This is a genomic window from Thauera butanivorans (assembly GCF_048398245.1).
GTDB lineage: Bacteria > Pseudomonadota > Gammaproteobacteria > Burkholderiales > Rhodocyclaceae > Thauera > Thauera butanivorans.
This window is the reverse complement of sequence record NZ_CP183038.1, coordinates 372,890-397,247: the sequence shown is the minus strand read 5'-3', so window position 1 is coordinate 397,247 and position 24,358 is coordinate 372,890. Positions and strand designations below refer to the sequence as shown.

Annotated in this window: 24 protein-coding genes; 12 read left to right on the top strand and 12 right to left on the bottom strand. The window is 67.5% G+C overall.

What is annotated here, in order from left to right; all coding sequences use genetic code 11:
• Positions 1-53: 53 nt before the first annotated feature.
• Positions 54-3,206, bottom strand: coding sequence for an efflux RND transporter permease subunit (locus ACNQFN_RS01950; protein WP_418647799.1), 3,153 nt, complete (start codon positions 3,204-3,206; stop codon positions 54-56).
• 11 nt (positions 3,207-3,217) lie between these two features.
• A complete protein-coding gene (locus ACNQFN_RS01945) occupies positions 3,218-4,411 on the bottom strand; it encodes an efflux RND transporter periplasmic adaptor subunit (protein ID WP_068638060.1) in 1,194 nt (397 codons plus the stop codon).
• Positions 4,412-4,550: 139 nt separating this feature from the next.
• Between ACNQFN_RS01945 and ACNQFN_RS01940 the strand changes: the two genes are divergently transcribed.
• The 4 genes from ACNQFN_RS01940 to ACNQFN_RS01925 all read left to right on the top strand — a co-directional run bounded on the left by ACNQFN_RS01940 (position 4,551) and on the right by ACNQFN_RS01925 (position 7,606).
• The gene (locus tag ACNQFN_RS01940; RefSeq protein WP_418647337.1) at positions 4,551-5,909 is read left to right on the top strand and encodes an IS1182 family transposase; all 1,359 of its coding nucleotides are present in this window, start codon (positions 4,551-4,553) and stop codon (positions 5,907-5,909) included.
• A gap of 251 nt (positions 5,910-6,160) precedes the next feature.
• Positions 6,161-6,805, top strand: coding sequence for a TetR/AcrR family transcriptional regulator (locus ACNQFN_RS01935; RefSeq protein WP_418647798.1), 645 nt, complete (start codon positions 6,161-6,163; stop codon positions 6,803-6,805).
• Between the two features lie 163 nt (positions 6,806-6,968).
• Complete coding sequence (locus tag ACNQFN_RS01930) at positions 6,969-7,115, top strand: hypothetical protein (protein WP_245650944.1); 147 nt, start codon at positions 6,969-6,971, stop codon at positions 7,113-7,115.
• On the top strand, positions 7,115-7,606 hold the full coding sequence (locus ACNQFN_RS01925) for a Fur family transcriptional regulator (RefSeq protein ID WP_157659176.1): 492 nt from the start codon (positions 7,115-7,117) through the stop codon (positions 7,604-7,606). The genes ACNQFN_RS01930 and ACNQFN_RS01925 overlap by 1 nt, the downstream gene beginning before the upstream one ends.
• Before the next feature lie 47 nt (positions 7,607-7,653).
• On the opposite strand, the gene ACNQFN_RS01920 is transcribed toward ACNQFN_RS01925, so the two are convergent.
• Positions 7,654-8,730: a metal-dependent hydrolase gene (locus tag ACNQFN_RS01920; protein ID WP_418647797.1), complete on the bottom strand. Its 1,077-nt coding sequence runs from the start codon at positions 8,728-8,730 to the stop codon at positions 7,654-7,656.
• A gap of 370 nt (positions 8,731-9,100) precedes the next feature.
• Here ACNQFN_RS01920 and ACNQFN_RS01915 point away from each other — a divergent pair, with 370 nt between their 5' ends.
• The 4 genes from ACNQFN_RS01915 (at position 9,101) to ACNQFN_RS01900 (ending at position 11,845) form a co-directional block, all read left to right on the top strand.
• On the top strand, positions 9,101-9,883 hold the full coding sequence (locus ACNQFN_RS01915) for a PEP-CTERM sorting domain-containing protein (RefSeq protein ID WP_418647796.1): 783 nt from the start codon (positions 9,101-9,103) through the stop codon (positions 9,881-9,883).
• A gap of 165 nt (positions 9,884-10,048) precedes the next feature.
• Positions 10,049-10,738, top strand: coding sequence for a CsgG/HfaB family protein (locus tag ACNQFN_RS01910; RefSeq protein ID WP_068638047.1), 690 nt, complete (start codon positions 10,049-10,051; stop codon positions 10,736-10,738).
• Between the two features lie 31 nt (positions 10,739-10,769).
• Positions 10,770-11,144, top strand: coding sequence for a DUF4810 domain-containing protein (locus ACNQFN_RS01905; RefSeq protein ID WP_068638045.1), 375 nt, complete (start codon positions 10,770-10,772; stop codon positions 11,142-11,144).
• A gap of 11 nt (positions 11,145-11,155) precedes the next feature.
• Positions 11,156-11,845 (top strand): DUF799 domain-containing protein, encoded by a 690-nt coding sequence (locus tag ACNQFN_RS01900; protein ID WP_068638043.1) that lies wholly within the window; start codon positions 11,156-11,158, stop codon positions 11,843-11,845.
• Positions 11,846-11,859: 14 nt separating this feature from the next.
• Here the strand turns inward: ACNQFN_RS01900 and ACNQFN_RS01895 are convergent, their stop codons facing one another.
• The 3 genes from ACNQFN_RS01895 to ACNQFN_RS01885 all read right to left on the bottom strand — a co-directional run bounded on the left by ACNQFN_RS01895 (position 11,860) and on the right by ACNQFN_RS01885 (position 14,773).
• Positions 11,860-13,143 (bottom strand): TRAP transporter large permease, encoded by a 1,284-nt coding sequence (locus tag ACNQFN_RS01895; RefSeq protein ID WP_068638041.1) that lies wholly within the window; start codon positions 13,141-13,143, stop codon positions 11,860-11,862.
• Positions 13,140-13,637, bottom strand: coding sequence for a TRAP transporter small permease (locus ACNQFN_RS01890; RefSeq protein WP_068638039.1), 498 nt, complete (start codon positions 13,635-13,637; stop codon positions 13,140-13,142). The genes ACNQFN_RS01895 and ACNQFN_RS01890 overlap by 4 nt, the downstream gene beginning before the upstream one ends.
• Before the next feature lie 104 nt (positions 13,638-13,741).
• Positions 13,742-14,773, bottom strand: a complete 1,032-nt coding sequence (locus tag ACNQFN_RS01885) for a DctP family TRAP transporter solute-binding subunit (RefSeq protein WP_418647795.1) — start codon at positions 14,771-14,773, stop codon at positions 13,742-13,744.
• A gap of 179 nt (positions 14,774-14,952) precedes the next feature.
• On the opposite strand from ACNQFN_RS01885, the gene ACNQFN_RS01880 reads away from it, so the two are divergent.
• Positions 14,953-15,894 (top strand): DJ-1/PfpI family protein, encoded by a 942-nt coding sequence (locus tag ACNQFN_RS01880; protein ID WP_217999648.1) that lies wholly within the window; start codon positions 14,953-14,955, stop codon positions 15,892-15,894.
• A gap of 3 nt (positions 15,895-15,897) precedes the next feature.
• A complete protein-coding gene (locus tag ACNQFN_RS01875) occupies positions 15,898-16,326 on the top strand; it encodes a TA system VapC family ribonuclease toxin (protein WP_068638032.1) in 429 nt (142 codons plus the stop codon).
• Positions 16,327-16,332: 6 nt separating this feature from the next.
• On the opposite strand, the gene ACNQFN_RS01870 is transcribed toward ACNQFN_RS01875, so the two are convergent.
• Both ACNQFN_RS01870 and ACNQFN_RS01865 read right to left on the bottom strand, forming a co-directional pair.
• Positions 16,333-19,500: an AAA family ATPase gene (locus ACNQFN_RS01870; protein WP_418647794.1), complete on the bottom strand. Its 3,168-nt coding sequence runs from the start codon at positions 19,498-19,500 to the stop codon at positions 16,333-16,335.
• Positions 19,497-20,672, bottom strand: a complete 1,176-nt coding sequence (locus ACNQFN_RS01865) for an exonuclease SbcCD subunit D (RefSeq protein ID WP_418647793.1) — start codon at positions 20,670-20,672, stop codon at positions 19,497-19,499. Before ACNQFN_RS01865 ends, ACNQFN_RS01870 begins: the two co-directional genes overlap by 4 nt.
• A 190-nt stretch (positions 20,673-20,862) precedes the next feature.
• Here ACNQFN_RS01865 and ACNQFN_RS01860 point away from each other — a divergent pair, with 190 nt between their 5' ends.
• Both ACNQFN_RS01860 and ACNQFN_RS01855 read left to right on the top strand, forming a co-directional pair.
• Positions 20,863-21,174 (top strand): BON domain-containing protein, encoded by a 312-nt coding sequence (locus ACNQFN_RS01860; protein ID WP_068638026.1) that lies wholly within the window; start codon positions 20,863-20,865, stop codon positions 21,172-21,174.
• Positions 21,175-21,319: 145 nt separating this feature from the next.
• Positions 21,320-22,687 (top strand): CHASE3 domain-containing protein, encoded by a 1,368-nt coding sequence (locus tag ACNQFN_RS01855; RefSeq protein WP_418647792.1) that lies wholly within the window; start codon positions 21,320-21,322, stop codon positions 22,685-22,687.
• Positions 22,688-22,708: 21 nt separating this feature from the next.
• On the opposite strand, the gene ACNQFN_RS01850 is transcribed toward ACNQFN_RS01855, so the two are convergent.
• The 4 genes from ACNQFN_RS01850 to ACNQFN_RS01835 all read right to left on the bottom strand — a co-directional run bounded on the left by ACNQFN_RS01850 (position 22,709) and on the right by ACNQFN_RS01835 (position 24,245).
• Positions 22,709-23,110, bottom strand: a complete 402-nt coding sequence (locus tag ACNQFN_RS01850; protein ID WP_068638024.1) for a response regulator — start codon at positions 23,108-23,110, stop codon at positions 22,709-22,711.
• A gap of 21 nt (positions 23,111-23,131) precedes the next feature.
• Positions 23,132-23,767, bottom strand: a complete 636-nt coding sequence (locus ACNQFN_RS01845; RefSeq protein WP_068638022.1) for a response regulator transcription factor — start codon at positions 23,765-23,767, stop codon at positions 23,132-23,134.
• 35 nt (positions 23,768-23,802) lie between these two features.
• A complete protein-coding gene (locus ACNQFN_RS01840; RefSeq protein ID WP_083953669.1) occupies positions 23,803-23,967 on the bottom strand; it encodes a DUF1328 domain-containing protein in 165 nt (54 codons plus the stop codon).
• An 80-nt stretch (positions 23,968-24,047) separates the two neighbouring features.
• Positions 24,048-24,245 (bottom strand): CsbD family protein, encoded by a 198-nt coding sequence (locus tag ACNQFN_RS01835; protein ID WP_415248159.1) that lies wholly within the window; start codon positions 24,243-24,245, stop codon positions 24,048-24,050.
• Positions 24,246-24,358 lie beyond the last annotated feature (113 nt).

Here is a 24,358-nt window from a genome sequence, read left to right as displayed (position 1 = left end):
CGGCGATGAGAGTACGGATTGGAGTACGAATTGGGGTCACTGAATTCTCCATGTCAGCGTGCCTCCTGTGCGACCACGGCATCTTCGCGCGGCTTGTCGGGGAAGATGCGCTTGATCACGACGTAGAACAGCGGCACGAAAAAGATGCCGAGCAGCGTACCGGCGATGGTGCCGCCGAGCACGCCGGTGCCGATCGCGTTCTGGCTGCCGGCGCCGGCGCCGGTCGAGATCGCCAGCGGCAACACACCGAAACCGAAGGCGAGCGAGGTCATGATGATCGGACGCAGGCGCATGCGCACCGCTTCGAGCGTGGCCTCGACCAACCCTTTGCCTTCCTGCTCCATCAGCAGCTTGGCGAACTCGACGATCAGGATCGCGTTCTTCGACGACAGGCCGATGGTGGCGAGCAGGCCCACCTGGAAGTAGATGTCGTTGGACAGCCCGCGCCCGGTCGCCGCCAGCAGCGCGCCGAGCACGCCGAGCGGCACCACCAGCATCACCGCGAACGGTACCGACCAGCTTTCGTACAGCGCGGCGAGGCACAGGAACACGATCAGCAGCGACAGCGCATACAGCGCTGGCGCCTGCGAGCCGCTGCGGCGTTCCTCATAGGAGGTGCCCGACCAGTCGTAGCCGATGCCGGCCGGCAGCTTGGCCATGATCTCCTCGACCGCCTGCATCGCCTCGCCGGACGACAGCCCGGGCGCGGCCTGGCCGAGGATTTCCCGCGACGGCTGGCCATTGAAGCGCTCCAGGCGCGGCGAACCATAGGCCCAGTAGGCGCTGGTGAAGGCCGAGAACGGCACCATCTCGCCGGCCTTGTTGCGCACGTACCACTTTTCGAGATCCCCGGGGGTCATCCGCGAAGGGGCATCGCCCTGCAGGTACACCTTCTTGATCCGGCCGCGGTCGAGGAAGTCGTTGATGTAGCTGCCGCCCCAGGCCGTCGCCAGGGTTTCGTTGATGTCGGCGACGCTGACGCCCAGCGCGCCCGCCTTGGCATGGTCGATGTCCAGCCGCAGTTCGGCCATGTCCTCCTGGCCGTTGGGACGCACGCCGACCAGGCGCTTGTCCTGCGCCGCCATGCCAAGGAACTGGTTGCGCGCCGCCAGCAGGGCCTCGTGGCCGAGGCCGGAGCGGTCCTGCATCTGCACCGTGAAACCGCCCGAGGTGCCCAGTTCGATCACCGCCGGCGGCACGAAGGCGAACACCATCGCCTCGCGGATCTGCGAGAAGGCGCCCATCGCCCGGTTGGCGACCGACTGCACGTCGAGTCCGGCGGCGCGGCGCTCGTCCCACGGCCGCATGTTGACGAAGCCGATGCCCATGTTCTGGCCGCTGCCGCCGAACGAGAAGCCGGCCACGGTGAAGATCGCCCGCACCGCATCCTTCTCGTTCTGCAGATAGTGCTGCTCGACCTTTTCCAGCACTTCCAGCGTGCGCTCCTGCGTCGCACCGGCCGGCAGCATGATCTGGTTGAACATGATGCCCTGGTCCTCTTCCGGCAGGAAGGACGTCGGCATGCGCACGAACAGCAGGCCCAGCACGACGACGATGGCGACGTAGATCGCCATGAAGCGCACGCTGCGCTTGAGTATGCCGCCCACCGCCCGCTCGTAGCGCTGGGTGCCGTTGTTGAACTTGCGGTTGAACCAGCCGAAGAAACGTCCGAACAGGCCGCCTTCGCCGTGCTCGTGGCCCTTCTCGACCGGTTTCAGCATGGTCGCGCACAGCGCCGGCGTGAACACGATGGCCACCAACACCGACAGCGCCATCGCCGAAACGATGGTGATCGAGAACTGGCGGTAGATCACGCCGGTCGAGCCGCCGAAGAAGGCCATCGGCACGAACACCGCCGACAGCACCAGGCCGATGCCGACCAGCGCGCCGGTGATCTGCTTCATCGAACGCTTGGTGGCCTCCTTGGGCGGCAGGCCTTCCTCGCTCATCACCCGCTCGACGTTCTCGACCACGACGATGGCGTCATCGACCAGCAGGCCGATCGCCAGCACGATGCCGAACATCGTCAGCGTGTTGATCGAGAAGCCGAACGCCGCCATCACGCCGAAGGTGCCCAGCAGCACCACCGGCACCGCGATGGTCGGAATCAGCGTGGCGCGCAGGTTCTGCAGGAACAGATACATCACCAGGAACACCAGGATGACCGCTTCGACCAGCGTCTTTACCACTTCCTGGATGGAAATCTTCACGAAAGGCGTGGTGTCGTAGGGCACGACGTATTCCACCCCCGCCGGGAAATAGCGCTGCATCTCGTCGAGCCGCGCACGCACGGCGGTGGCGGTTTCGAGCGCGTTGGCGCCCGACGCCAGGCGGATGCCGACCCCGGCCGCGGGCTGGCCGTTGAAGCGCGCCACGGTGCCGTAGTTCTCGGCGCCGATCTCGACCCGCGCGACGTCCTTCAGGCGCACTTCGCCGCCCTGCGTGCTGCTGCGCAGCAGGATGTTCTCGAACTGGCCGACGGTCTGCAGCCGGCTCTGCGCGGTGATGGTCGCGGTGAAACCCTGGCCCGGCACCGCCGGCGTGCCGCCGAGCTGGCCCGCCGACACTTCGGCGTTCTGCGCGACGATGGCCGCGCGCACGTCGGCCGAGGTGAGCTTGTAGTTGGTCAGGCGGGCGGGATCGAGCCAGACCCGCATCGAATACTGCGAGCCAAATACCGTAACCTCGCCCACGCCGTCGACCCGCGACAGCGGGTCCTGCACCGAGGCCACCAGGAAGTCCGACAGATCGGTACCACCCAGGCTGCCATCCTCGGACACGAAACCGATCACCATCAGGAAGTTGCGTGCCGACTTGGCGACCGTGACGCCCTGCTGCTGCACCGGCAGCGGCAGCAGCGGCAGCGCGGTCTGCATCTTGTTCTGCACCTGCACCTGGGCGATGTCCGGGTCGGTATCGGCGGAAAAAGTCAGCGTGACCGAGGCTTGGCCGTACGAATCCGAGTTCGAGTTCATGTACAGCAGGCCGTCCAGCCCGGTCATCTTCTGCTCGATGACCTGGGTGACCGAATCCTCGACCGCCTTGGCCGACGCGCCCGGATAGCGGGCGTTGACGACGATCGCCGGCGGCGCGATGGACGGATACTGGGACACCGGCAGTTCGAGGATGGACAGCGCGCCGGCCAGCATGATGACGATGGCGATGACCCACGCGAAGATGGGCCGGTCGATGAAGAAGCGTGCCATGAGCCGCTACCTCACTTCGCTTCAGCGGCCGGCGCCGGCGCGGGCGCGCTGCCCGCCTCCTGCGCCTGCACCTGCACGCCCGGGCGCACTTTCTGCAGCCCTTCGACGATGACGCGCTCCCCGGCGGCAAGCCCGCCGGTCACCACCCAGTTGGAACCGATCGACTGCGCCGTCTGCACCGTCCGCGCCTCGACCTTGTTCTCGGCGCCGACCGCCATCACCACCGCGTTGCCGAGCGGATCGTGCGACACCGCCGCATGCGGTACCAGGATGGCTTCGTTGCGCATGCCTTGCGGCAGGCGGGCACGCACGTACATGCCGGGCAGCAGCACGCCGTCCGCGTTCGGGAAGCGGGCGCGCATCGTGACGCTGCCGGTACCTTCGTCGACCGTCACCTCCGACAGCGCCAGCCGGCCTTCGGCGCCGTACTCGCTGCCGTCCTCCAGGATCAGCTTCACCGGCACGTCGCCCTTGGCATTGGCCTGCAGGCGGCCGGCCTCGACTTCGCGGCGCATGCGCAGCATTTCGACGCTGGATTGGCTCAGATCGACGTAGATCGGGTCGAGCTGCTGCACGGTGGCCAGGGCCTGCGCCTGGTTGGCGGTGACCAGCGCGCCCTGCGTGACCGCCGAGCGGCCGATGCGGCCGGCGATCGGCGACTTGAGCTGGGTGTAGTCGAGATCGATGCGCGCCTTGTCCAGCGCCGCCTTCGCCGCCGCGACTTCGGCCCTGGCCTGTTGCAGCGCGGCCTGCGCGTCGTCGTTGGCCTGCTTGCTGACCGCCTCGATCCTGACCAGGCCGGCATGGCGCTCGGCCGTCAGGCGCGCCGCTTCGGCATTGGCCTGCGCTCGCGCGAGCGCCGCCTTCGCACTGTCGAAGGTGGCCTGGTAAGGCGCGGGATCGATGCGGTACAACACCTGGCCTGCCTTGACTTCACTGCCTTCATTGAAGGCGCGCTGGGTGACGATGCCGGAAACCTGCGGGCGAAGCTCCGCGATCAGGTAGGGGCTGGTGCGGCCGGGCAGTTCGGACACCATCGGCACCGCTTCGGTCTTGACCGTCAGCACGGTGACGGCAGGCGCCTGCGGCGCGCCCTGTGCCGAAGCGCCCCCTTGCTCTGCACCGCCGCCGCAGGCGGCGAGGAACAGGGTGCTCAGCGCAAGCACGACAGCGGGCTTGATGACGGCGCTATTGATTCTCTTCATTGGAGCCTCGTGATTCGAGGAACAGGATCATCGCCGCGTTTTTCCATTCCGCTTCGACCCCGCCCCTTAGAAGGGTTATTCTAGCAGCCTGTCGGACTACCCCCTGTAAAATGCCGCATCGCCCCCGGATCCTGAGAGCATGAGCCGCTTCCGCCCGATCGACCGCCAAACGGACTACCTGCTGCCGCCCTCGGTACAGGAGTGGCTGCCCGAAACGCACCTGGCGCGCTATGTGGTCGACGTGGTCGAGGCGCTGGACCTGTCGGCGCTGGAGCGGGCGTATGCGGGGCGTGGGAGCGATGCCTACCACCCGGCGATGCTGCTGTCGCTGCTGATCTACGGCTACGCGACGGGGACGCATTCGAGCCGCCGGATCGAGCGGGCGACTTACGATTCGCTGGCGTTTAGGTTCATCGCCTGCAACCAGCACCCGGACCACGACACCCTGGCGAGTTTCCGGCGCCGCTTCGGCGAACAGTTCGCCGAGCTCTTCGTGCAAGTGCTGCAGGTCGCACGCGAGAACCAGCTCTCACGCTTTGGCACGGTCAGCCTGGACGGCACCAAGCTGCACGCCAACGCCTCCCGGCACAGTGCGCTGTCTTACGGGCACGCGCAGAAGATCGAAGCGCAGCTCAAAGCCGAGGTGCAGGAGATGCTCAAGCTGGCCGAGGCCGCCGATCAAGGCAATGTGCCTGAGGGGGTGGATTTGCCGGCGGAGATCAAGCGGCGCGAAGACCGTCTGGCGGCCATCGCGACGGCCAAAGCCAAGATCGAGGCCCGCGCGAAGGAACGTTTCGAGCGCGAGCAAGCCGAGTACGAGGCGAAGATGGCCAAGCGCAAGGCCAAGCAGGCGAGCACGGGCAAGAAGCCCGGTGGCAAGCCCCCCAAGCCCCCGCAGACGGGGCCACAGGCCGAGGATCAGATCAATCTGACCGATGAAGACTCGCGCATCATGAAGGTGGCGGGCGGTGGTTTCGAGCAGTGCTACAACGCGCAAGCCGTGGTCGATACCGAATCGATGCTGGTGGTGGCGCCCCACATCACCACCGCCGGTAACGACAAGGAGCAGGTCGCGCCGATGCTCGAGTGCATCCAGGCACTGCCCGATGGGCTCAATCAACCCACGCGGCTGCTGGCCGACACCGGCTTTTACAGCGAACGCAACGTCCAGCACTGCCACGACGCCGGGGTCGAGCCGCTGATCGCCGTGGGGCGCGATGCGCATCATCCGGATTGGCGCAGCCGCTTCGAGGAGCCCGCACCGCTCGCGACGCCCACCTCCCACGTCGAGCAGATGAAGCACGCCCTCAAGACCCAGGCCGGTCGCGCCGCCTACGCGCTGCGAAAACAGACCGTCGAGCCGGTGTTCGGCATCATCAAGTCCGTGATGGGTTTCCGTCAGTTCCTGCTGCGCGGTGTTGGCAACGTGCGCAACGAATGGACGCTGGTCTGCCTCGCGTGGAACTTCAAGCGCATGGCCGCATTGCGTCTGCAGTGAGAAAAAACGACAGGAGCATGGCGATTTCACGCGAAAAAGGCGCTTTCGGCTCTGAAATGCCGATTATTTTTCACATCATGAAAACCCGCCTGCCGGTACGCCGTTCGCCGGCTTCAAGTCCGACAGGCTGCTAGATTGAACGCTCATTCTATGTTAGCCTTTGCTGCACCGCAAGGAAATTGCCCGCGACAGCGAGACAAAAGCAGCGGAACGAAAATTTTCCGGGCGCCAGGCCCACGGCAGACAAATACATGCAGAACACGGATACGACGCCCTCCACCGACGCCTCGCGCGCCGCCGCCCGCCGCCAGCAGATTCTGTGCGCCGCCGCGCGGTGCTTCCGTGAACATGGTTTCCATGGCGCCAGCATTGCCAAGATATCCGCCATCGCGGGCATGAGCCCCGGCCACATCTACCACTACTTCGAGAACAAGGAAGCCATCATCGCGGCGATCGTCGCGCAGGACCTCGAAAGCCTGCTGGAGATGACGGCGCAGTTCCGTGCGGCATGCAACGTCCGCGCCGCGCTGATCGAACGCGCCGCCGAAGGCGTCGTCAGGCAGCTCGACCCCGACGCCGCCGGGCTGAAGCTCGAGATCGTCGCCGAGGCCGCGCGCAACCCGCGCGTGGCGCAGATCGTCAACGAGGCCGACATCATCTGCAGGCGCGAGCTCGCCACCGTCATCGGCGACATCCGCCGCCGTAGCGGCCACCAGGACAGCCCCGCCGCCATCGACGGCATGGTGGAGGTGCTGGCCTGTCTTTTCGAGGGGCTGCTCCAGCGCACCATCCGCAACCCCGGCCTCGACCGCGACAAGGTCACGCAGCGCATCCAGATCGCCATCGACGACCTGCTCAACCAGCCCGGCGAAGACGCACTCGCGGCACGTCCATGAACAAACACCCGCCCTGGCGCCGGCCGAGGTGGGCGGATGAGGCGCCGGCACGAACCGGCGCGTTCACGGCACGGCACGCTCGGACGCGAAAGTGCGCCACGCTCCGCCTGAGGCGGCTGGCGATTTCCTCCAGCGCCTGGCTTCCTTCTTCTGGACGCGGAGCATGGTCCAGGACGACGCAAGGCGCGCCATCCTGTACGACCTCGACAACAGCATCCAGCGGCTGGCCACCCGGACGGAGAACACCGACGAGGTCAACCGGCTCTCCGGCACCTATCACAACCTGATACGACAATGGGCGCAAACCTGATGATGCCGAGTCCGGAAACCCGCATACCTTCCCTGGTCCACAGTAACGATTCGACCAACGCCGCCATCAACGCCGTGCGCAAGGCCGGCGTGTCGGTCACCGTGCCCCGCCTGGCGGTATGGACGGTGCTGGCCCAGGCCGATGAACCGCTGCAGCCCTACGACATCCAGGCCCGCCTCAACGAGAACGGCATCACCCTGTCGCTGTCGTCGATCTACACCGTGCTGAAGCGCTTCGTCGAAGCCGGCGTGCTGACGCTTCACGCCATCGACGCCGGAAAATCCCACTATTCGCTGGCCGAGAAGGACTTCCGCCAGCACATCCTGTGCGAAGAATCCGGCCGCGACTACTGGCTCACCGACGAAGTGCTGAACGAGGCCATCGAAGAATTCTGTCGCCGGCACGGCTTCGAACCGACCACCTACTCGCTGAGGGTGAAGGCGAGACCGCTGGACTCGGCGGGCGACGCGCGCAAGACCCAGCCGACCTGAGCGGCCCACGCCGAAACATCCCCGGCACACAGGAGAAGGGACGATGTTCAGTCCATCACCCAGCGCGGGCCACCGGGTTCGCGCTCGAACAGGCGCCAGCCGCCTTCGCGGCCGCACAGCCCGTAGCGGAAAGGTGTCTCGTCGCGGCCCGGGGTGATGAAGCGCAGGTCGACGAAGTTGGCGCAGAACTGGCCGGATGGCCCGTTCTCGGCATGGTCGAGCACCGGGAACATCGCGAACCAGCGGAAGAAGGCGAAGTCCTCGGCGCTCCAGACCTTTTCCGCGAGTTGACGCACGCCATTGTCGCCGAAGCGCTCGCGCACTTCCCACTGCGCCTGCGCCACCGGCAGGTAAGGCGCGGAAAAGCGGCGGATGAAATTGTCGTCCGCGCTGGCGAGCAGGGGGTCGCTGCGGCGGGTGTTGAGATGGGCGTAGTGGTAGCGCTCGCCGTCGAAGACGATCGCCGTCCAGTTGAAGGGCGAGGCCGGACGTGGCGCGGCATCGACCAGCACGGGCCGGATGCCCTGCCGCTCGGCATAGGCATGGGCCGCATCGATCGCCTCGCTGCGCCCGGTGGCCTGGACGCCGATCCAGCCCGCCAATGCCACCAGTGCCAGCGCCGACGGCACCCGGCTGTGCCGCCACAGCGCGCTGCCGAGCAGGCCGGCGACGATGATCCCGGTCAGCGGCAGGTCGATGATGAAGCTCGTCCCCCAGCCGAAGCGGCGCTCGGACAACGGCGCGAGGATCATGGTGCCGAACTGGGTGATGAGATCGCCCAGGATGTGGATCAGGATCGCCGCGCAGACGACGACATACAGGCTGCGCCAGTCCGGCCCGCGGCGGCCGCCACGTTGCCAGAAGCGCGACAGCAGCCAGGCGATCAGCAGCCCCCACAGCGGCAGCAGCAACAGCGAATGGGTGACGCCGCGATGGCCGCGCAGATAGGTCAGCTCCGATACCCAGCCGAGGACGAAGTCGAAGTCGGGGAAAGTCGCTGCGACGGCGCCGGCGACCACCGCCTGCCAGGGCCTGGGCAGCGGCGCGGCTGATGCCGGCTTGCCGCGCGGTGCCAGCAGGCGCCCCGCGAGCGCACCGGAAAGTGCGTGCGTCAGCGTATCCATGCTGCCTCCCGCATGATGGATGCGCCCTGCGCCAACACCGATTTCTTCATCGCTCCTCCTGATGACGGCAAGCCGTCCGGCCACCGCGGCAATACCAACTCCGGCACCTGCGTCACGCCGCTTCTCCGGGCACGCGCCCAGAGTTCGAGCGCATCGTGCGTGACAAGTTGCGCACGGAACATGATTCAGCACGGATTCCCGTGCGCGGCGATGCGTGAACTGTGCCGTTCTTCCTTATATCCGTCGGACGGAATGGTCCAGAATTGCCATTAACAGCCTATTTATCAATTTTCACTTCAACGCGAACATCGCGCGGAGCATGAGCTACCCGGATGAATGTTCAGCACGTCCTTGCCAAGGAAGCCACTCGATGATCAAGACTCGCATTCTCGCACCCGCCCTGCTGGCCGTCTCGCTGGCAGCCGCCTCCACCACCGCTGCGGCAGCCTTCGTGGTCACCTACGAAGAGGCGGGCGTGACCAGCACCACCACTTCGTTCAAGCCGGGCTCCAATGCAAAGGGCGAGGAGATCGTCGGCGTCGAGCGCTTCGATTCCTTGTCGACCGGCGTCCATGGAATCCATGTCTCGAACTTCGGCAATGATGATCTCGGCATCATCGGCACCTACCACGGCGTGAATGTCCAGGCCGCCGACCAGTTTGGCGGCGCAAGCGGCCGCGGCAACTACGCGGTCTCCGGCATCAACGCCACGTCCGGCTATTCGATCTCCTTCAACCAGGATCTGACCTATTTCGGCTTCTGGCTGTCCGCGCTCGACGGCGGCAACCAGCTGTCCTTCTTCAGCAACGGCACCGAAGTGTTCTCCTTCAGCGCCAATGACGTGCTCGATCTGGTGTCCGACAAATCGGGCTACCATGGCAACCCGAACGAGGAGTTCCGTGACCAGAACCGCGACGAACCCTATGTCTTCCTGAACTTCTTCGCCGACGACGACTCCAGCTTCGACGAGATCGTCTTCAGGCAGACCACCCCGGGGGCAGGATACGAATCGGACAACCATACGGTCGGCATCTGGAAGGAACAGTCCGGCACCATGGTACCGAGCTCGCAAGTGCCCGAGCCCGGCTCGCTGCTGCTGTTGATGGGAGCGGTGCTGGGGGCCGCAGCCACCCGCCCGCTCCGGCGGGTCTGACGGTCCGAAGCGGGCGGGATCCGCATCCGCACCCGGCTGCAGAAAACGCCTGCAGCCGGAAAACGGGTAGCCGCCACCAGATGAGAACAAGTTCCTGGCTTGTCGCCCGCCCTTTGCGACATAATCGCGCATCGTTCCATTTGACATAATCGGAAGCCATCCTCCATGCGCGCCCTTCCCCTTTCCCGCAAGTTCGCTGCCGTCTGCGCCCTGAGCATCGGCGCCGCCCTCCTCGCCGGCTGCGCCACCGAGCAGCACCGCACGCTCGAAGTCCCCAAGGTCGCATCGGTCGCCACGCCCTACACCGGCCAGCGCAGCCTGATCGCGGTGGGCAAGTTCGACAACCGTTCGAGCTTCATGCGCGGCATCTTCAGCGACAACGTCGACCGGCTCGGCAGCCAGGCCAAGACCATCCTGATCACCCATCTGCAGCAGACCGGCCGCTTCAACGTGCTCGACCGCGACAACATGGCGGAGATCAGGCAGGAAGCCGAACTGTCCGGCGCTGCGCAGAAGCTCAAGGGCGCCGCCTACGTCATCACCGGCGACGTCGCCGAGTTCGGCCGCAAGGAAACCGGCGACCGCCAGTTGTTCGGCATCCTCGGCCGCGGCAAGTCGCAGGTCGCCTACGCCAAGGTCAACCTCAACATCGTCGATGTCGCCAGCTCGGAAGTCGTCTTCTCCACCCAGGGCGCCGGCGAATACAGCCTGGACAACCGCGAAGTCGTCGGCTTCGGCGGCACCGCCAGCTACGATTCGACGCTGAACGGCAAGGTGCTCGACCTCGCCATGCGCGAGGCCGTCAATCGGCTGGTCGAAGGCATCGAAGCCGGCGCCTGGCAGCCTGCCCACTGACCCCTCCGTTACCACGACGACCAAGCCTGCGATGAAGTCCCGCACCCTCGCCCGCCTCGCGGCCGCGCTGCCGGCTGCGGGCCTGTTGCTGCTGGCCGGCTGCGCCAGCGGCAACAGGCATCAGCCTCTCTACTACTGGGGCGAATACCAGCCCGCGCTATACGGCCACTTCACCAAGGAACAAGGCCCGCAGGAACAAATCGCCGCGCTCGAGGCCGGGCTCGAGAAGGCCCGCGCCAGGAGCCTGGCGGTGCCGCCGGGCTACCACGCGCACCTGGGCATCCTGTACGCCGAAAGCGAACAGCCCGACCAGATGCTGCGGCACTTCGAGGCCGAAAAGATCCTGTATCCGGAAAGCGCCGCCTACATGGACTTCCTGATGCGCAAGGCCGTCAAATCCGACTGAGATCCCGATCGATGCATCCCACGACAGCCGGCCGCCTTCGCCTGAAGGCCGGCCTCATCGCCGCATTCACGGCCTTGCTCGCCACCGGCTGCGCCACGCAGCAGGCCAGCTACGACTATTCGGCCTTCAGGCAGAGCCGGCCCGCTTCCATCCTGGTGCTGCCGCCGCTCAACAGCTCGATGGAGGTCGAAGCCACCTACAGCATGCTGTCGCAGGTCACGATGCCGCTGGCGGAATCGGGCTATTACGTGTTCCCGGTCAGCCTGGTCGACGAAACCTTCCAGCAGAACGGCCTGCACAACCCGGGCGAGATGCACGGCGTGCCGCTGGCCAAGCTGCACGAAATCTTCGGCGCAGACGCCGCGCTGTACATCAACATCGAGCAGTACGGCACCAGCTATGCCGTGCTCGCCAGCGAAAGCCGGGTCACGGCGCAGGCGCGCCTGATCGACCTGCGCACGGAACAGACGCTGTGGCAAGGCTCGGCGACCGCTTCGAGCGCCGAAGGCCGCGACTCGGGCGGCGGCCTGATCGGCATGCTCATCACCGCAGTGGTCAATCAGATCATCGAGAGCAGCACCAACCGCTCGCACCCGATCGCCGGCATCACCAGCCACCGCCTGCTGTCGGCCGCCATGCCCAACGGCATCCTGTACGGCCCGCGCTCGCCGAAATACGAACTGGAAGCGACGCCGCGCTGAGCGCGGCGCCCTCTTTACAGATAGCCCAGCTGTCCGGGCAGCCACAGCGCGATCTGCGGGAACACCACCATCAGCGTCAGCGCGCCCAGCATCGCCAGCAGCAGCCAAGTCACCCAGCGGAAAGTCTCCTCCATGCCGATGCCGGCGATGCGCGAGGTGATCATCAGCGACACCGCCATCGGCGGCGTGAACTGGCCGATGGCGAGGTTGATCGTCATCATCACGCCGAACCACACTAGGTCCCAGCCCATCGCCACCGCGATCGGCACCAGGATGGGCAGCAGGATCAGGAAGATCGAGATCGCGTCGAGGAACATCCCCGCCACCAGCAGCAGCAGGTTGATCGACACCAGCATCATCCATTCGCTCGAATGCAGCCCGACCAGCGCCCTGGCGGCGACGTCGAAAATGCCCAGCGTATTGCCTGCCCAGGCGAACACCGAGGCGATGCCGATGACCATCATCACTACCGCCGACAACTCGCCGGCATCGACCATGATGCGGAACAGCCCTTTCAGATCGATGGTGCGATACACCACCATGCCGACAAAGATGCCGTAGGCCACCGCCACCACCGCCGCCTCGGTCGGCGTGAACAAGCCGGTGCGCAGGCCGCCGAGGATCACCACCGGCGCCAGCAGGCCCCAGATCGCATCGATGAAGCTCTTGCCCAGCGGCGGCCGCTCGGCCTTGTAGCCACGGCCGAAGCCGTACTTGCGGCTGATCAGGATCGCCGGCAGCAGCAGGCTCAGCGCCGCGAGCATGCCCGGAAACAGGCCAGCGGCGAACAGCGCCGGCACGGTCGCGGCCGGCACCATCACGCTATAGACGATCAGCGCCACCGAAGGCGGCGTCACGATCGCGGTCGAACCCGAGGCCGCGATCAGGCCGGCCGAAAAACCCTTGGGATAGCCGCGCGCCACCATCGATGGCAGCATCACCGCCGCCACCGCCGCCGCGTCGGCCGGGCCGGAGCCCGACACGCCGCCCAGCAGCATCGACACCAGCACCGCGACCACCGCGAGCGAACCCGTCCATTCGCCGACGATGGCGGTGACGAAGCGCACCAGCCGCACGGCCACGCCGGAACGCTCGAAGATCATGCCGGCCAGCACGAACATCGGAATCGCCAGCAAGGGATACTTGGCAATACCGGCGTAGATGTTGGTCGGCACCGCAAGCTGGTCGAAGCCCGCCATCGCCAGCACGACCACGCTCGCCACCCCCAGCCCGACCGCCAGCGGCACGCCGGCCAGCAGCAGGAGCATGAACACCCCGATCAGTACCGTGCCGGTCATGCGCGCCTCCGCAGGCGCTTCACCACCAGGCGCAACACCAGCGTCGCCGACAGCACCGGCATCCACACCGTGTACCACCACTGCGGCACCCCGAGCGCCGGCGAGGTTTCCTCGAAACGGTACTGGTCCCAGGTCAGCAGCCCGGCATACCAAGCGATGAAGGCGAACAGGCTGGCCGTGGCGGCGAAGGACAGCCAGTCGAAAAAGGCCCGCGCCCGCGGCGACATGCGATCGACGAAAAAGCCCACGCGGATGTGGCGGTCGAAGGCAAAGGCCACCGAGGAACCGAGAAAGGCGACCACGATCATCAGCGCGATCGAGAACTCCTCGGTCGCCGCGAAGGACTGCGACGTGAAGTAGCGCACCAGCACGTTGCCGAAAGTGACCAGCATGATCAGCGCCATGGCGATGCCGGTCAGGATCTGCTCGATCGCATAGGACGGCGGAGCGGCGGCCTCTGCCTCGGCAGGCGGCACTTCTACTTCGATACTCATCGTGTGAAACGGTCCATCAACAATGGAAAAAATCATGCGGCCAGCGTCCGCCCCGAACGGGACGAAGCTGGCCGCACATCGGCCCGGCAGGGCCGGGACTGCACTCAGCGCTTGGCGATGTCTTCCTCGGCCTGCTTGACCAGGTCACTGCCGACGCGGCCGGCCCATTCCTTGTACACCCCGGCCGTCGCCTGGCGGAAAGTGTCGCGCTCGGCATCGCTCAGGCGCACCACGGACACACCGTTGGCCTCGATCTCCTTCAGCAGCGATTCGTCGTCCGCCGAAATGCCGGCGCGGGCGCGAGCGATCTCCTCGGTGGCGGCCTGCTGCGCCGCCTCGGCAACCAGCTTGCGGTCGGCTTCGGTCCAGCTGCTCCACACTTTCTTGTTAACCACGAAGATCAGCGGATCGGCAACGTAGCCCCACAACGTCAGGTGCTTCTGGCCGACGGTGTGCAGCTTGGCGGCGTTGAACACGGCCAGCGGATTTTCCTGGCCATCGACCGCGCCCGTCGCCATCGCCGGCTGCGCATCGGCCCAGCTCATCTGCGTGGGATTGGCGCCGAGCGCATTGAAGGTCGCCAGGAACAGCGGCGAACCGACCACCCGCACCTTCATGCCCTTCACGTCCTCGGGCGTGCGGATCGGCTTCTTCGAGTTCGACACCTCGCGGAACCCGTTCTCGCCCCAGGCCAGTGGCACCACGTCGCGCGCGGCCAGGATCTCGAACATCTTCGCACCGACCCGGCCCTGGGTCAGCGCGTCGATCGCCTTGTGGTCCGGCATCAGGAAAGGCAGCGCGAACAGGTTCAGTTCCCTCACCTGCGGCGACCAGTTGATGGTCGAGCCCACCGCCATGTCGATGATGCCCTGGCGCAGCGCGGTGAATTCCTTGGTCTGGTCGCCCGACACCAGCGAGGTGCCCGGATAGACCTTGACCTTGATCCGCCCCTCGGTCTTCTCGGCCACCAGATCGGCCCAGCGCTGCGCCCCCCAGCCCCACGGGAAGGCGTCGCCGAGCACCGTCGACAGATTGTATTCGTCCTTGTACTGCTGAGCCGTGGCCGGCATCGACAGGCCGAGCGCGGCCGAAGCGAACAAGCCGGCGATGAGGGCGGTGAAGCGGCGTTTCTGCATGGGATGTCTCCGTTTCTGGTTCTTGGGGCAAGGCCCGGCGGCGGAGCCGGCGCGAGGGAAGGGGCGATTCTACAAACCGGGGGGCTTTGCGGCCAGCGCAAAATCGCGTGCATGGGAGAGGTGACACCCTTCACGCACCAAGGCAGGCGCCCTGCGCGAAATCTGACCAGCCCGCTTGCTTGCACAACGAGCTGGACTCGCTGATCGCGCTCGGCATCCTGCGGCTGGCCGCCCAGCCTGCGTGGCGGGTATCGATCGCCAGCCCCGCCCGCCGCGTCACGTCGATGAACGGCGTGGCCGTCGAGGCGCAGGCGACACTCGCCGACGCCGCCACCGCCGACGCGGTGATCGTCGGCAGCGGACTGGCCACGCGCAGCATCGTGGACGATCCGGCGACGATGGACGCGCTGCGCTTCGATCCGGCGCGGCAACTGGTGGGCGCGCAGTGCTCCGGCGCGCTGGTACTGGCGCGGCTGGGCCTGCTGGGCGACGTGCCCGCCTGCACCGACCTCACCACCCGGCCCTGGGTACAGGCGGCCGGCGTCCGCGTGCTGGAGCAGCCCTTCTTCGCGCAAGGCAACGTCGCCACCGCCGGCGGCTGCCTGGGCGCGCAATACCTGGCGTTCTGGATGGCGGCCCGCCTGGGCGGCATCGGAGCGGCCGAACGCGCCCTGCCATTACGTCGCGCCCGTCGGCGAAAAGGACGAGTGCATCACGCGGGCGCTGCGGAATGTGGTGCCGTACCTGCCGCCCCATCAGCACATGCCGGCCTCGGCATGAGTCGGCATCGAGAGCGGCTTGCGTTCATGATGCTTGATGTTTTAGCATCAAACATCAAATCTGCAATGAGAGGCATCCCCATGCGCACTACACTCGACATCGCCGACGACGTGCTGTTCGCTGCCAAGGAACTGGCACGCCGGGAGAAGAAACCGCTGGGCCAGGTGATCAGCGAACTGGCGCGCCGGGCCTTCGCCCAGCCGGCCGGCACTGCCAACGCTCCAACGCTGCCGAGGCTTGCCGAGCCGCTTGCCGCCTATGGCATCCATCCGCTACCGCCGCGTGGCGCGGTAATCAGCAACGAACTCATCGACCGACTGCGCGACGAAGAAGGCATTTGATCGATGCGCGCCCTGCTCGACGTGAATGTGCTGATCGCGCTGCACGACAGCGACCACGTGCATCATCAAACCGCATCCGGCTGGTTCCAGGCGCATATCCAGCACGGCTGGGCCAGTTGCCCGCTCACGCAAAATGGCTGTCTGCGCATCATGGCCCAGCCGGGCTATAGCCAACCGCAGCCCCTGGCTGCCCTGATGGCGATGCTGAGCCGCTCCACATCCACCCCGTTCCACACATTCTGGCCGGACGACATCAGCCTGCTGGACGTCGCCCGCTTCAACCACGCCCACATCCACAGTCCCCGCCAATTGACCGACCTGTACCTGCTGAGTCTGGCCATACGCCACAGCGGGTGCCTGGTCAGCTTCGACAGGCGCATTCCGCTGAGTGCCGTACCAGGCGCCCGAGCGGAGCATCTGGTATTGCTGTGATCGACGCTACCCCATGGAAGCCGGTCCGATCCGCACATCCTCCAGGATGAGCGGACCAGCGCTCTCCACCCCCACCATCCGCACCCTGCTCCCCCTCACCCCCTGCACCACCTCGATCGCCACGCCGATCTGCTGCTTCATGTCCTCGACGTGCGAGATCACGCCCACGCTGCGGCCGCGCTGCTGCAGGTCGATGAGGGCGCGCATGGCCATGTCGAGCGATTCGGGGTCGAGGCTGCCGAAGCCTTCGTCGATGAACAAGGTGTCGAGCTGCACGCCGCCGGCGTAGGCCTGGACGACGTCGGACAGGCCGAGCGCGAGCGACAGCGAGGCCATGAAGCCCTCGCCGCCGGACAGCGTGCTGGCCGGGCGGGCGCGGCCGGTGTAGTCGTCGAACACTTCCAGATCCAGCCCGGCGGCGCGGCGGCCGTCGGCGACGTCCTCGCGCCGCTGCAGCAGGTAGCGGCCGCGGCTCATCGCCTTCAGCCGCAGCGAGGCGGCACGCAGCACATCGTCTAGCAGCGCGGCGAGCACGTAGCGCTGGAAGGTGAGGTTGCGGCCGTTGTCGCCGTTGGCGACCTCGGCCAGGCGGCCGACGACGCGGTATTCGGCTTCGATGGCGCCGTGCTCGCGGGCGATTTCGTCCAGCAGTGAAAGCGTGCGGGCCAGCTTGTGCTGCTCGCTGCGGTTGTGGGTGATGCGGGCGACGGCTGCTTCGACCTGTTCGCGGCAGGCGGTGGCGCGGGCGTCGAGTGCGGCGAGGTCCGGCGCCGTCAGTCCGGCGATGGCCTGCGCGGCGCGCTGATTGCGCGCCTGTGCGGCGGCGAGCTGTTCGTCGGCGCTGCGGATCTGCTGCGCGAGCGCGTCCATTTGCGCAGCGGGCAGCACGGCCGCGCGCCATGCGGCTTCCGCGCCATCCGGCTCGGCGCTGCCGAAGCCGGCGGCATGCAGCGCATCGGCGAACTGGGCGGCGGCCTCGGCCACGCGCGCTTCGGCTGCGCCAACCGCCAGGGCCTGGGCATCGCGCTGTGCACGCTGCGACGCATCGTGGTTCAGCGCTTGCCGCTGTGCTTCCTGGGCGGCCTGCAGCGCGGCATCGAGGCGCTGGCGCATGGCCCGCGCCGCCGCCAGCGCGGTGCCGAGCGCCTGCGGCGAGCGCAGGGCCTCGGGCACCGCGCCGCGCCTTTCCTCGGCCACGCGCAAGGCGCCTTCGGCTACGCTGGCGGCCGTTGTAGCCTGCTTGCGCGCGTCGTCGAGCGCGGCCTGGGCAGCAGCCAGTGCGGTCTCGCTTTGCTGCAGTTGTCCGCGCGCTTGCTCGACTTCGGCCGCAGCGGCACGCGCAGCCTGCAAGGCTGTCCGCAATGCGGGCAAGTCCTCGTCGGCGCTGGAGCCGAACAGATCCTGCTGTAGCTGATCAGCGGCAGCGCCTCCGTGCAGCGCAGCCTGGCGCGTGTTCACTTCGGCCTGGGCCGCGGCGCGTTTCTGCGCGGCATCGTCCCGCTCGTGGCGGGCGGTTTCCATCGCGGCTTCGGCCGCACGCAAAGCATCGCGCGCCGCCTGCAAAGCCTGCTCGGTGGGCAGTTCGCCGTCGAAGCGGGCCGGCGACGGGTGCGAGGCGCTGCCGCACACCGGGCAGGCCCCGCCGTCGTGCAGATGGTGAGCAAGGATGGCCGCCTGCGCGCGGCGCCAGTCTGCGTCCAGTGCGTCGAAAGCCTCGCGCCGGCGCAGCATGTGCTGTTGCGCCGCCTCGAACGCCTGCCGCTTCGCCTCGTCCAGCGCCTGCGCCTGCTTCAGTTGGCCGACGCTGGCGGCAAGGCGGGCCTGCGCCTGTTCGCGCTGCTCGGCCTGCTGCACGCGCAGGCCCAGTGCCGCCGCCTGCGCGGCCTGGGCCTGCAAGGTGTCGATGCGGCCGGCAAGCTGGCTGCGCTGGCCGTCGAGGGCCTTGCAGGCGGCTTCCGCCTGTGCGAGCCGCGCATCGGCGGCGGTGCGTTCGCGCTGACGGGCCTGCAAGGCGGTTTCCGCTTCGGCAAGGCGAGCAACGGCATCGAACAGGGCTTCGAGCCGCATCTGTTCGCGTTGCGCGGCTTCGCGCTCGTCGCCGCGCGCGGCCTCGGCCTGCAGCGCCGCATCTGCCCTGAGCAATGCTTCGGCCGCCTGCTCGGCGGCTTCCGCAGCCTGCCGCGCGCGCTGGCCGGTTTCGGCCGCGGCGCTGCGGGCGGCCGACAATGCAGTGGCAGCCGGCGACACCTGTTGCGCACGCCGGGCATCGTCCAGGCGCTGGCGCCGGGCATCGATTTCCGCTCGCCCGGCCGTCAGCACGGCAAGCGCGGCGGCGGCGGCCTGCGCTTCGGTGAAACGGGCCGCTGCCGCCTGGCCTTGCTGCAGCGCTGCGCGGGCGGCGGCATCCGCTTCGCGGGCGGCTTTTTCCTCTGCTTCCAGCGCCGCCAGCGCGGCGCCGAGGGCATCCATACGAGCGGACAGGGTTTCGGCCGATTCCGCCTCGGCCTGCTGCAGCAAGGTGTCGCGCCGCAGGCGGGTCTGCTCGCCGCGTTCGCGCAGCGCAGCGGCTTCGGCTTTCAGCGCGTCCTGCAGGCGCTTGTAGGCGGCGGTGCCGAACAGGGTTTCGAGGATCCTCTCGCGCTCGGCCGAACTCGCCGCCAGCAGCTTGCGGAACTGGCCCTGCGGCAGCAGCACGACCTGGCGGAACTGCTCGGCCTTGAAGCCGAGCAGGGCTTCGACCTGCTGGGTGACTTCGGTGGTGCGTTGCGCCAGCGGCTGCCAGCTCCGGCCGTCGCTGCCTTGGTCGTCGACGGCGAGGCGGAAGAGTTCGGCCTTGGCCGGCGCATCGACCATGCCGCCCCCGCGCTGGGCCGCGCGCGTCTGCTCCGGCACACGGCGCACCCGGTAGCGCTGGCCGCCGAGGGCGAATTCCAGTTCGACTTCGGTCTGCAGCGCGGCGTCGGCGTGGTGGCTGCGCATTTCGCGCGCGCTGCGCTCGCCGCCGGAGGTGTCGCCGTACAGCGCGTAGGTGATGCCGTCGAGGATGGAGGTCTTGCCGGCGCCGGTGGGGCCGGCAATCAGGAACAGCGCGCCGGGCGGCAGGCGGGTGAAATCCACCGTCTCGCGCCCGGCGAAGGGGCCGAAGGCCTGCAGCGAGAGCTTGAGCGGCTTCATGCGTGGCGCGCCTCCCGTTCCAGGCGCTCGGCGATGCGCTCGAGCACGGCCGCGCCCGCTTCGTCGAGCGCCTGGCCGGTGGTGTCGCGATGGAAGCTGGCGAACAGATCCTGCATGCGCACGCGGCGATGGTCCGCCGCCGCCCGCCCCGGCCCGTCGCCGGCCAGTTGCGGGCGCTCGATGGCGAGCGCGTTGGGATAGACGCCGCGCAGCCGGCCCATGGCGTCGAGCAGCGCGCCGCTGTCGGTGAGGCGGGCGAGGATGTAGTCGTCCCGCGCCGGATCGGCCGCGCCGCCGGCGAGGATGGCGTCGAGCTGGCCTTCGACGATGCGCAGGTCGCGGCGCGGCGTCAGCGCGATGCGTTCGACCGTGCAGGCGCCTGCGGCATCGAGTTCGACCAGGTTCACCGACTTCGCGTGATCCGCCTCGGAAAACGAATACTTGAGCAGCGAGCCGGAATACTGGATGCGCGCCTGCCCCACTTGCTGCGGCCGGTGCAGGTGGCCCAGCGCGACGTAGTCGAAGCCGTCGAACAGCGCCGCATCGACCGCGCCGCTGGCGCCGACCGACAGCGGCCGCTCAGATTCGCTTTCGCTGCCGCCGAGCACGAAGGCATGGGCGACGACGACGCTGCGCGCGCCCTGCGGCTGCGCCGCGCGCGCGGCCTGCAGTTGCACCGCCAGTACGGCCTGGTGGGAATCGATCGCGGGTGCGGCATTTTCGGCGTCTTCACTGTACCGGCCGGCGACCGCGCTGCGCACGACGGCGGGTTCGGCATAGGGCAGCGCATGGATCGCGACCGCGCCGTGCTCGTCGTGCAGCACCAGCGGCCGCGCCTGCGGCTCGAACGGGCCGCGCACCGTCAGCCCGGCGCCGCCCAGCAGGCCGGCGCCGAAGGCGAGGCGGTCGGGGCCGTCGTGGTTGCCGGCGATCATCACCACCGGAATGCGCAGCCCCTGCACCAGCTCGGTCAGCACCAGGTCGAGCAGGCGCACCGCCTCGGCCGGCGGCACCGAACGGTCGTAGATGTCGCCGGCCAGCAGGATGGCGTCGGGCCGCATATCGGCGGCGAGGCGGACGAATTCGCCCAGGATGTGGGCCTGGTCTTCGAGCAGCGAAACGCCGTGATGCACACGGCCGAGATGCCAGTCGGCGGAATGGAGGAAGCGCATGGCGGCTGGAGCGTTCGGATGAATGCCGGATGGAAATGCGGGGCGGCTGACAGAATCGTCCTACAACGCAATCCGCGCTGTCGGACAGCGCCGGTATGGCCCCGAGGATACATTTGAATCGCACCCGCAGGCGGGAATGAAGCCCGTCGCGGATATCCGAGAGAGCCCGCGAATACCAAGGAGACGCATCATGAAGCATACCGCCGCCACGCTCGCCCTGTCCGGTCTGCTCGCCTTCACTGCAGTCGGCTGCGCCGTCACCCGCGACCAATCCACCGTCGGCCAGTACGTCGATGACGCTACCATCACCACCCGGGTGAAAGCGAAGTTCGCCGAAGATCCCACCGTCAGCGCCATGGCGATCAGCGTCGAGACGCTGAAAGGCACGGTCCAGCTCTCCGGCTTCGCCAAGAGTGCCGCCGAACGCAGCCGCGCCGCCGACATCGCGCGCAACACGCCGGGCGTGCATGCGGTCAAGAACGACATCGCCATTCGCCCGTAAATCCGTGTCGGGGCATGCGCAAGCAAGGGGGAGCAATCCCCCTTCTTGCCATGGTGCGCCATCAGGGTATGGCCCGTCTGGCCGATGCGGCGGGCATCCGCTATAACATCTCCACGATCCGACACGCCACTTGCCGAGACGCTTCTTGCCCCGCCTGCCTTCCCGCCTGCCGCGCGCTTCCACCTTGCTTCTACTGGTGGTGCTGGTGCTCGGCTTCGTACTGGGGGCCGTCTGGCTGATGGCCGCGCAGCACCACGCCGAAACCAGCCGCGACGCGCTGCAGAAGCTGCAGCAGCAATCGAGCCGCGTCGCCCATCTCGACAGCCTGCTGGTGCATCTGCTCGATGCCGAGTCGGGCGTGCGCGGCTTCATCCTGACGGGTGATCCGGCCCACCTCGCCCCCTACCGGGACGGCAGCGCCGACATCGACATCACGCTTGCCGCGCTGCGGGCCGAAAGCTGGCCGGACGCCGCCCAGCGCAACACGGTCGAACAGCTGGCCACGCGGGTCGAAACCCGCTGGGCGCTGCTGGCACGGGCCATCGAACGCAGCGCCGGCCCGGAAACCGACGACGGCACGGAAAGCGGCAAACAGATCACCCACGACATCCGTGCGCTGATCGAAACACTGCGGTCGCAGACGATGGAGCAGATCCACGACACCATCCTGGCTTCGTTCCACAACCTGGGGGATGCGCGGCGGACCAACACCGTGCTCGGCATGGGCGTACTGGTGCTGCTGGCGACGATCATCGTGCTGCTTTACCGGCAGGATCGCCTGAGCGAGCGGCTCGAGATGCTGCTGCAGTCCGAGAACGAGCGCCTGCAGTCCGTGGTGGAAATGCGCACCGCCGCGCTGAGCAACCTGGCCACTTACCTGACCAACACCCGCGAGGCAGAGAAGGAGCGCCTCGCCCGCGAGCTGCACGACGAGCTCGGCTCGCTGCTGACCGCGGCGAAGATGGACGCGGCCTGGATTGCACGCAAGCTGCCGGACGAAGCCATCGCCCCGCTGCGCGAGCGCTTCGACCGCCTGCTCGATACGCTGGGCCAGATCATCGCGATCAAGCGCCGCGTGGTCGCCGACCTGCGCCCGCCGCTGCTGTCCGACCTGGGCCTGGTCGAAGCGCTGCGTTCGCTGGCGCAGCCGGGAACGGGGGACGAGGACGGCGGCCGGATCGAGCTGGACCTGCCCGACACCCTGCCCGACCTGCCGGCGCCGGTGTCGCTGGCACTGTACCGGATCGCGCAGGAGGCGCTCACCAACATCCGCCGCCACGCCCAGGCCACGCACGTCCGCCTGAGCCTCGCCGCAGAGGCAGACCGCATCGTGCTGAAGGTGGAAGACAACGGCACCGGCTTCGATCCGTCGGTCCGCCAGCCGATGCGCCACGGCCTGACCGGCATCGCCCACCGCGTGCAGATGCTGGCCGGCCAGCTCGACATCGACAGCCGCCCCGGCCGCGGCACGCGCATCGTGGCGCGCATTCCGCTTGCGGCGGCGGAGCGCTGAGGGCAGCTCGCCGAGGGCGGTTCAGTGCCTCGCGGCAGCACTCTGGATGAATTCGAGCAGTTCGTCCATCTGAAAGGACTTGTCGAAGAAGTACTCGACGCCCAGCCCCTTGCAGCGGGCCCGCAGCGCGCTGTGCCCGTAGTTGGAAAACACCACCGCGCGCGGACTGCCGTAGCGCTCCGGCTCGGCCTGCAGGCACGCTAGAACGCCAAGACCGCTGCCCTGGCGCAATTCCAGGTCGACGATGACGACATCGGCCTGCTGCCGTTCGAGTTCGGCCACGGCCGCTTGCTCGCCATCGGCATCGGCCACGACCTCGACGCCGTCGAGCTCGTTCAGCATGTCGCGCAACATCGCGCAGAGGATCGGTGAATCCTCGATCAGCACGACGCGCAGCGAAGAAGAAGACGCAGAGGCAGCCATGACGTGAAACCGGTCATTCGATCATTCGAGAATCAGCCCATGGCGCAGGGCATAGGTCGCCAGTTCGGCGTTGCTCGACACCTGCAGCTTTTCGAGCAGGCGCGAGCGGTAGGTGCTGACCGTCTTGACGCTGAGATTGAGCACCGCGGCGATGTCGGACACGGATTCGCCGCGCGCGAGGCGCAGGAACACCTGCAGTTCGCGGTCGGACAGCTTTTCGTGCGGCGCGCCGCCGCCACCGCCGGTCAACTCCTCCGCCAGCAGTTCAGCCGTGCGGGGCGAAAGGTAGCGCCGGCCCTGGGCGACGGCATGGATCGCGTTGATGAGGTCCTCGCGCGAGCAGTCCTTGCACAGATAGCCGTCGGCGCCGTTGCGGATCATCGCCAGTGCGTAGCGTTCTTCCGGGAAGCCGGACAGCACCAGGATGCGCAGCTTCTCGTAGCGCTGGCGCGCCGCACGCAGTACGTCGATGCCGCTCTGTCCGGGCAGCGACAAATCGAGCAGCAGAACGTCCACCTCGTGCTCGCGCAGGCCCTGCAGCGCCTCTTCGCCGGACGCCGCCTCGAACGGGAAGGCGAAACCCAACTCATCGGCGAGCATCTCGCGAAAGCCCGCGCGCACGATCTGGTGGTCATCGACGATGGCGATGCGCAGCATGTCGGTTCATCCGGTCGAAGTTGATCAAACTTGAGTCAGCGCCCCCTGAGGAGGTTGACGACGAAACTGGCAATCGCCATCACCAGGAAGACGACGAACAGGATCTTGGCGATGCCCGCCGCGCCGGCGGCGATGCCGCTGAAGCCGAACAGGGCCGCGATCAGGGCGATGACGAAGAAAACGACTGCGTAGTGAAGCATGGTTTTCTCCTTGCAGGTCGGGAAAACCACCGGATGCCCGCCCGCAAGCGGGAACCCGGCGACCAAGGAAGTCCTCGGGCTCAAAGACGGCTTTGCCAGTCCTTGACCTGCTTCTCGGCCTCGTCGCGGCTGATGCCGTAGCGTTCCTGGATGCGGCCGGCAAGCTCGGTGCCGCGGCCGGCGATGACGTCGAAGTCGTCGTCGGTGAGCTTGCCCCACTGCTGCTGGACCTTGCCCTTGAGCTGCTTCCAGTTGCCTTCGATGATGTCCTTGTTCATGGCTGCTCTCCTTGGGGTTGAGGGTGCTGCTCGATGCCTGAGCACGCCCTCACTGTAGGCGAGGCCGTCCACGCTCCCCATCAGCCCGATCCGAAAGCCGCGTCGGACGATTC

Bases quoted from the DNA above. Each gene is read 5' to 3' on its own strand.
- ACNQFN_RS01945 (WP_068638060.1), bottom strand. From the start codon at position 4,411: ATGAAGAGAATCAATAGCGCCGTCATCAAGCCCGCTGTCGTGCTTGCG.
- ACNQFN_RS01900 (WP_068638043.1), top strand. From the start codon at position 11,156: ATGCATCCCACGACAGCCGGCCGCCTTCGCCTGAAGGCCGGCCTCATC.
- ACNQFN_RS01885 (WP_418647795.1), bottom strand. From the start codon at position 14,773: ATGCAGAAACGCCGCTTCACCGCCCTCATCGCCGGCTTGTTCGCTTCG.
- ACNQFN_RS01935 (WP_418647798.1), top strand. From the start codon at position 6,161: ATGCAGAACACGGATACGACGCCCTCCACCGACGCCTCGCGCGCCGCC.
- ACNQFN_RS01910 (WP_068638047.1), top strand. From the start codon at position 10,049: ATGCGCGCCCTTCCCCTTTCCCGCAAGTTCGCTGCCGTCTGCGCCCTG.
- ACNQFN_RS01930 (WP_245650944.1), top strand. From the start codon at position 6,969: ATGGTCCAGGACGACGCAAGGCGCGCCATCCTGTACGACCTCGACAAC.
- ACNQFN_RS01850 (WP_068638024.1), bottom strand. From the start codon at position 23,110: ATGGCTGCCTCTGCGTCTTCTTCTTCGCTGCGCGTCGTGCTGATCGAG.
- ACNQFN_RS01890 (WP_068638039.1), bottom strand. From the start codon at position 13,637: ATGAGTATCGAAGTAGAAGTGCCGCCTGCCGAGGCAGAGGCCGCCGCT.
- ACNQFN_RS01865 (WP_418647793.1), bottom strand. From the start codon at position 20,672: ATGCGCTTCCTCCATTCCGCCGACTGGCATCTCGGCCGTGTGCATCAC.
- ACNQFN_RS01940 (WP_418647337.1), top strand. From the start codon at position 4,551: ATGAGCCGCTTCCGCCCGATCGACCGCCAAACGGACTACCTGCTGCCG.
- ACNQFN_RS01920 (WP_418647797.1), bottom strand. From the start codon at position 8,730: ATGGATACGCTGACGCACGCACTTTCCGGTGCGCTCGCGGGGCGCCTG.
- ACNQFN_RS01925 (WP_157659176.1), top strand. From the start codon at position 7,115: ATGATGCCGAGTCCGGAAACCCGCATACCTTCCCTGGTCCACAGTAAC.
- ACNQFN_RS01950 (WP_418647799.1), bottom strand. From the start codon at position 3,206: ATGGCACGCTTCTTCATCGACCGGCCCATCTTCGCGTGGGTCATCGCC.
- ACNQFN_RS01915 (WP_418647796.1), top strand. From the start codon at position 9,101: ATGATCAAGACTCGCATTCTCGCACCCGCCCTGCTGGCCGTCTCGCTG.
- ACNQFN_RS01845 (WP_068638022.1), bottom strand. From the start codon at position 23,767: ATGCTGCGCATCGCCATCGTCGATGACCACCAGATCGTGCGCGCGGGC.
- ACNQFN_RS01840 (WP_083953669.1), bottom strand. From the start codon at position 23,967: ATGCTTCACTACGCAGTCGTTTTCTTCGTCATCGCCCTGATCGCGGCC.
- ACNQFN_RS01905 (WP_068638045.1), top strand. From the start codon at position 10,770: ATGAAGTCCCGCACCCTCGCCCGCCTCGCGGCCGCGCTGCCGGCTGCG.
- ACNQFN_RS01875 (WP_068638032.1), top strand. From the start codon at position 15,898: ATGCGCGCCCTGCTCGACGTGAATGTGCTGATCGCGCTGCACGACAGC.
- ACNQFN_RS01860 (WP_068638026.1), top strand. From the start codon at position 20,863: ATGAAGCATACCGCCGCCACGCTCGCCCTGTCCGGTCTGCTCGCCTTC.
- ACNQFN_RS01870 (WP_418647794.1), bottom strand. From the start codon at position 19,500: ATGAAGCCGCTCAAGCTCTCGCTGCAGGCCTTCGGCCCCTTCGCCGGG.
- ACNQFN_RS01895 (WP_068638041.1), bottom strand. From the start codon at position 13,143: ATGACCGGCACGGTACTGATCGGGGTGTTCATGCTCCTGCTGCTGGCC.
- ACNQFN_RS01835 (WP_415248159.1), bottom strand. From the start codon at position 24,245: ATGAACAAGGACATCATCGAAGGCAACTGGAAGCAGCTCAAGGGCAAG.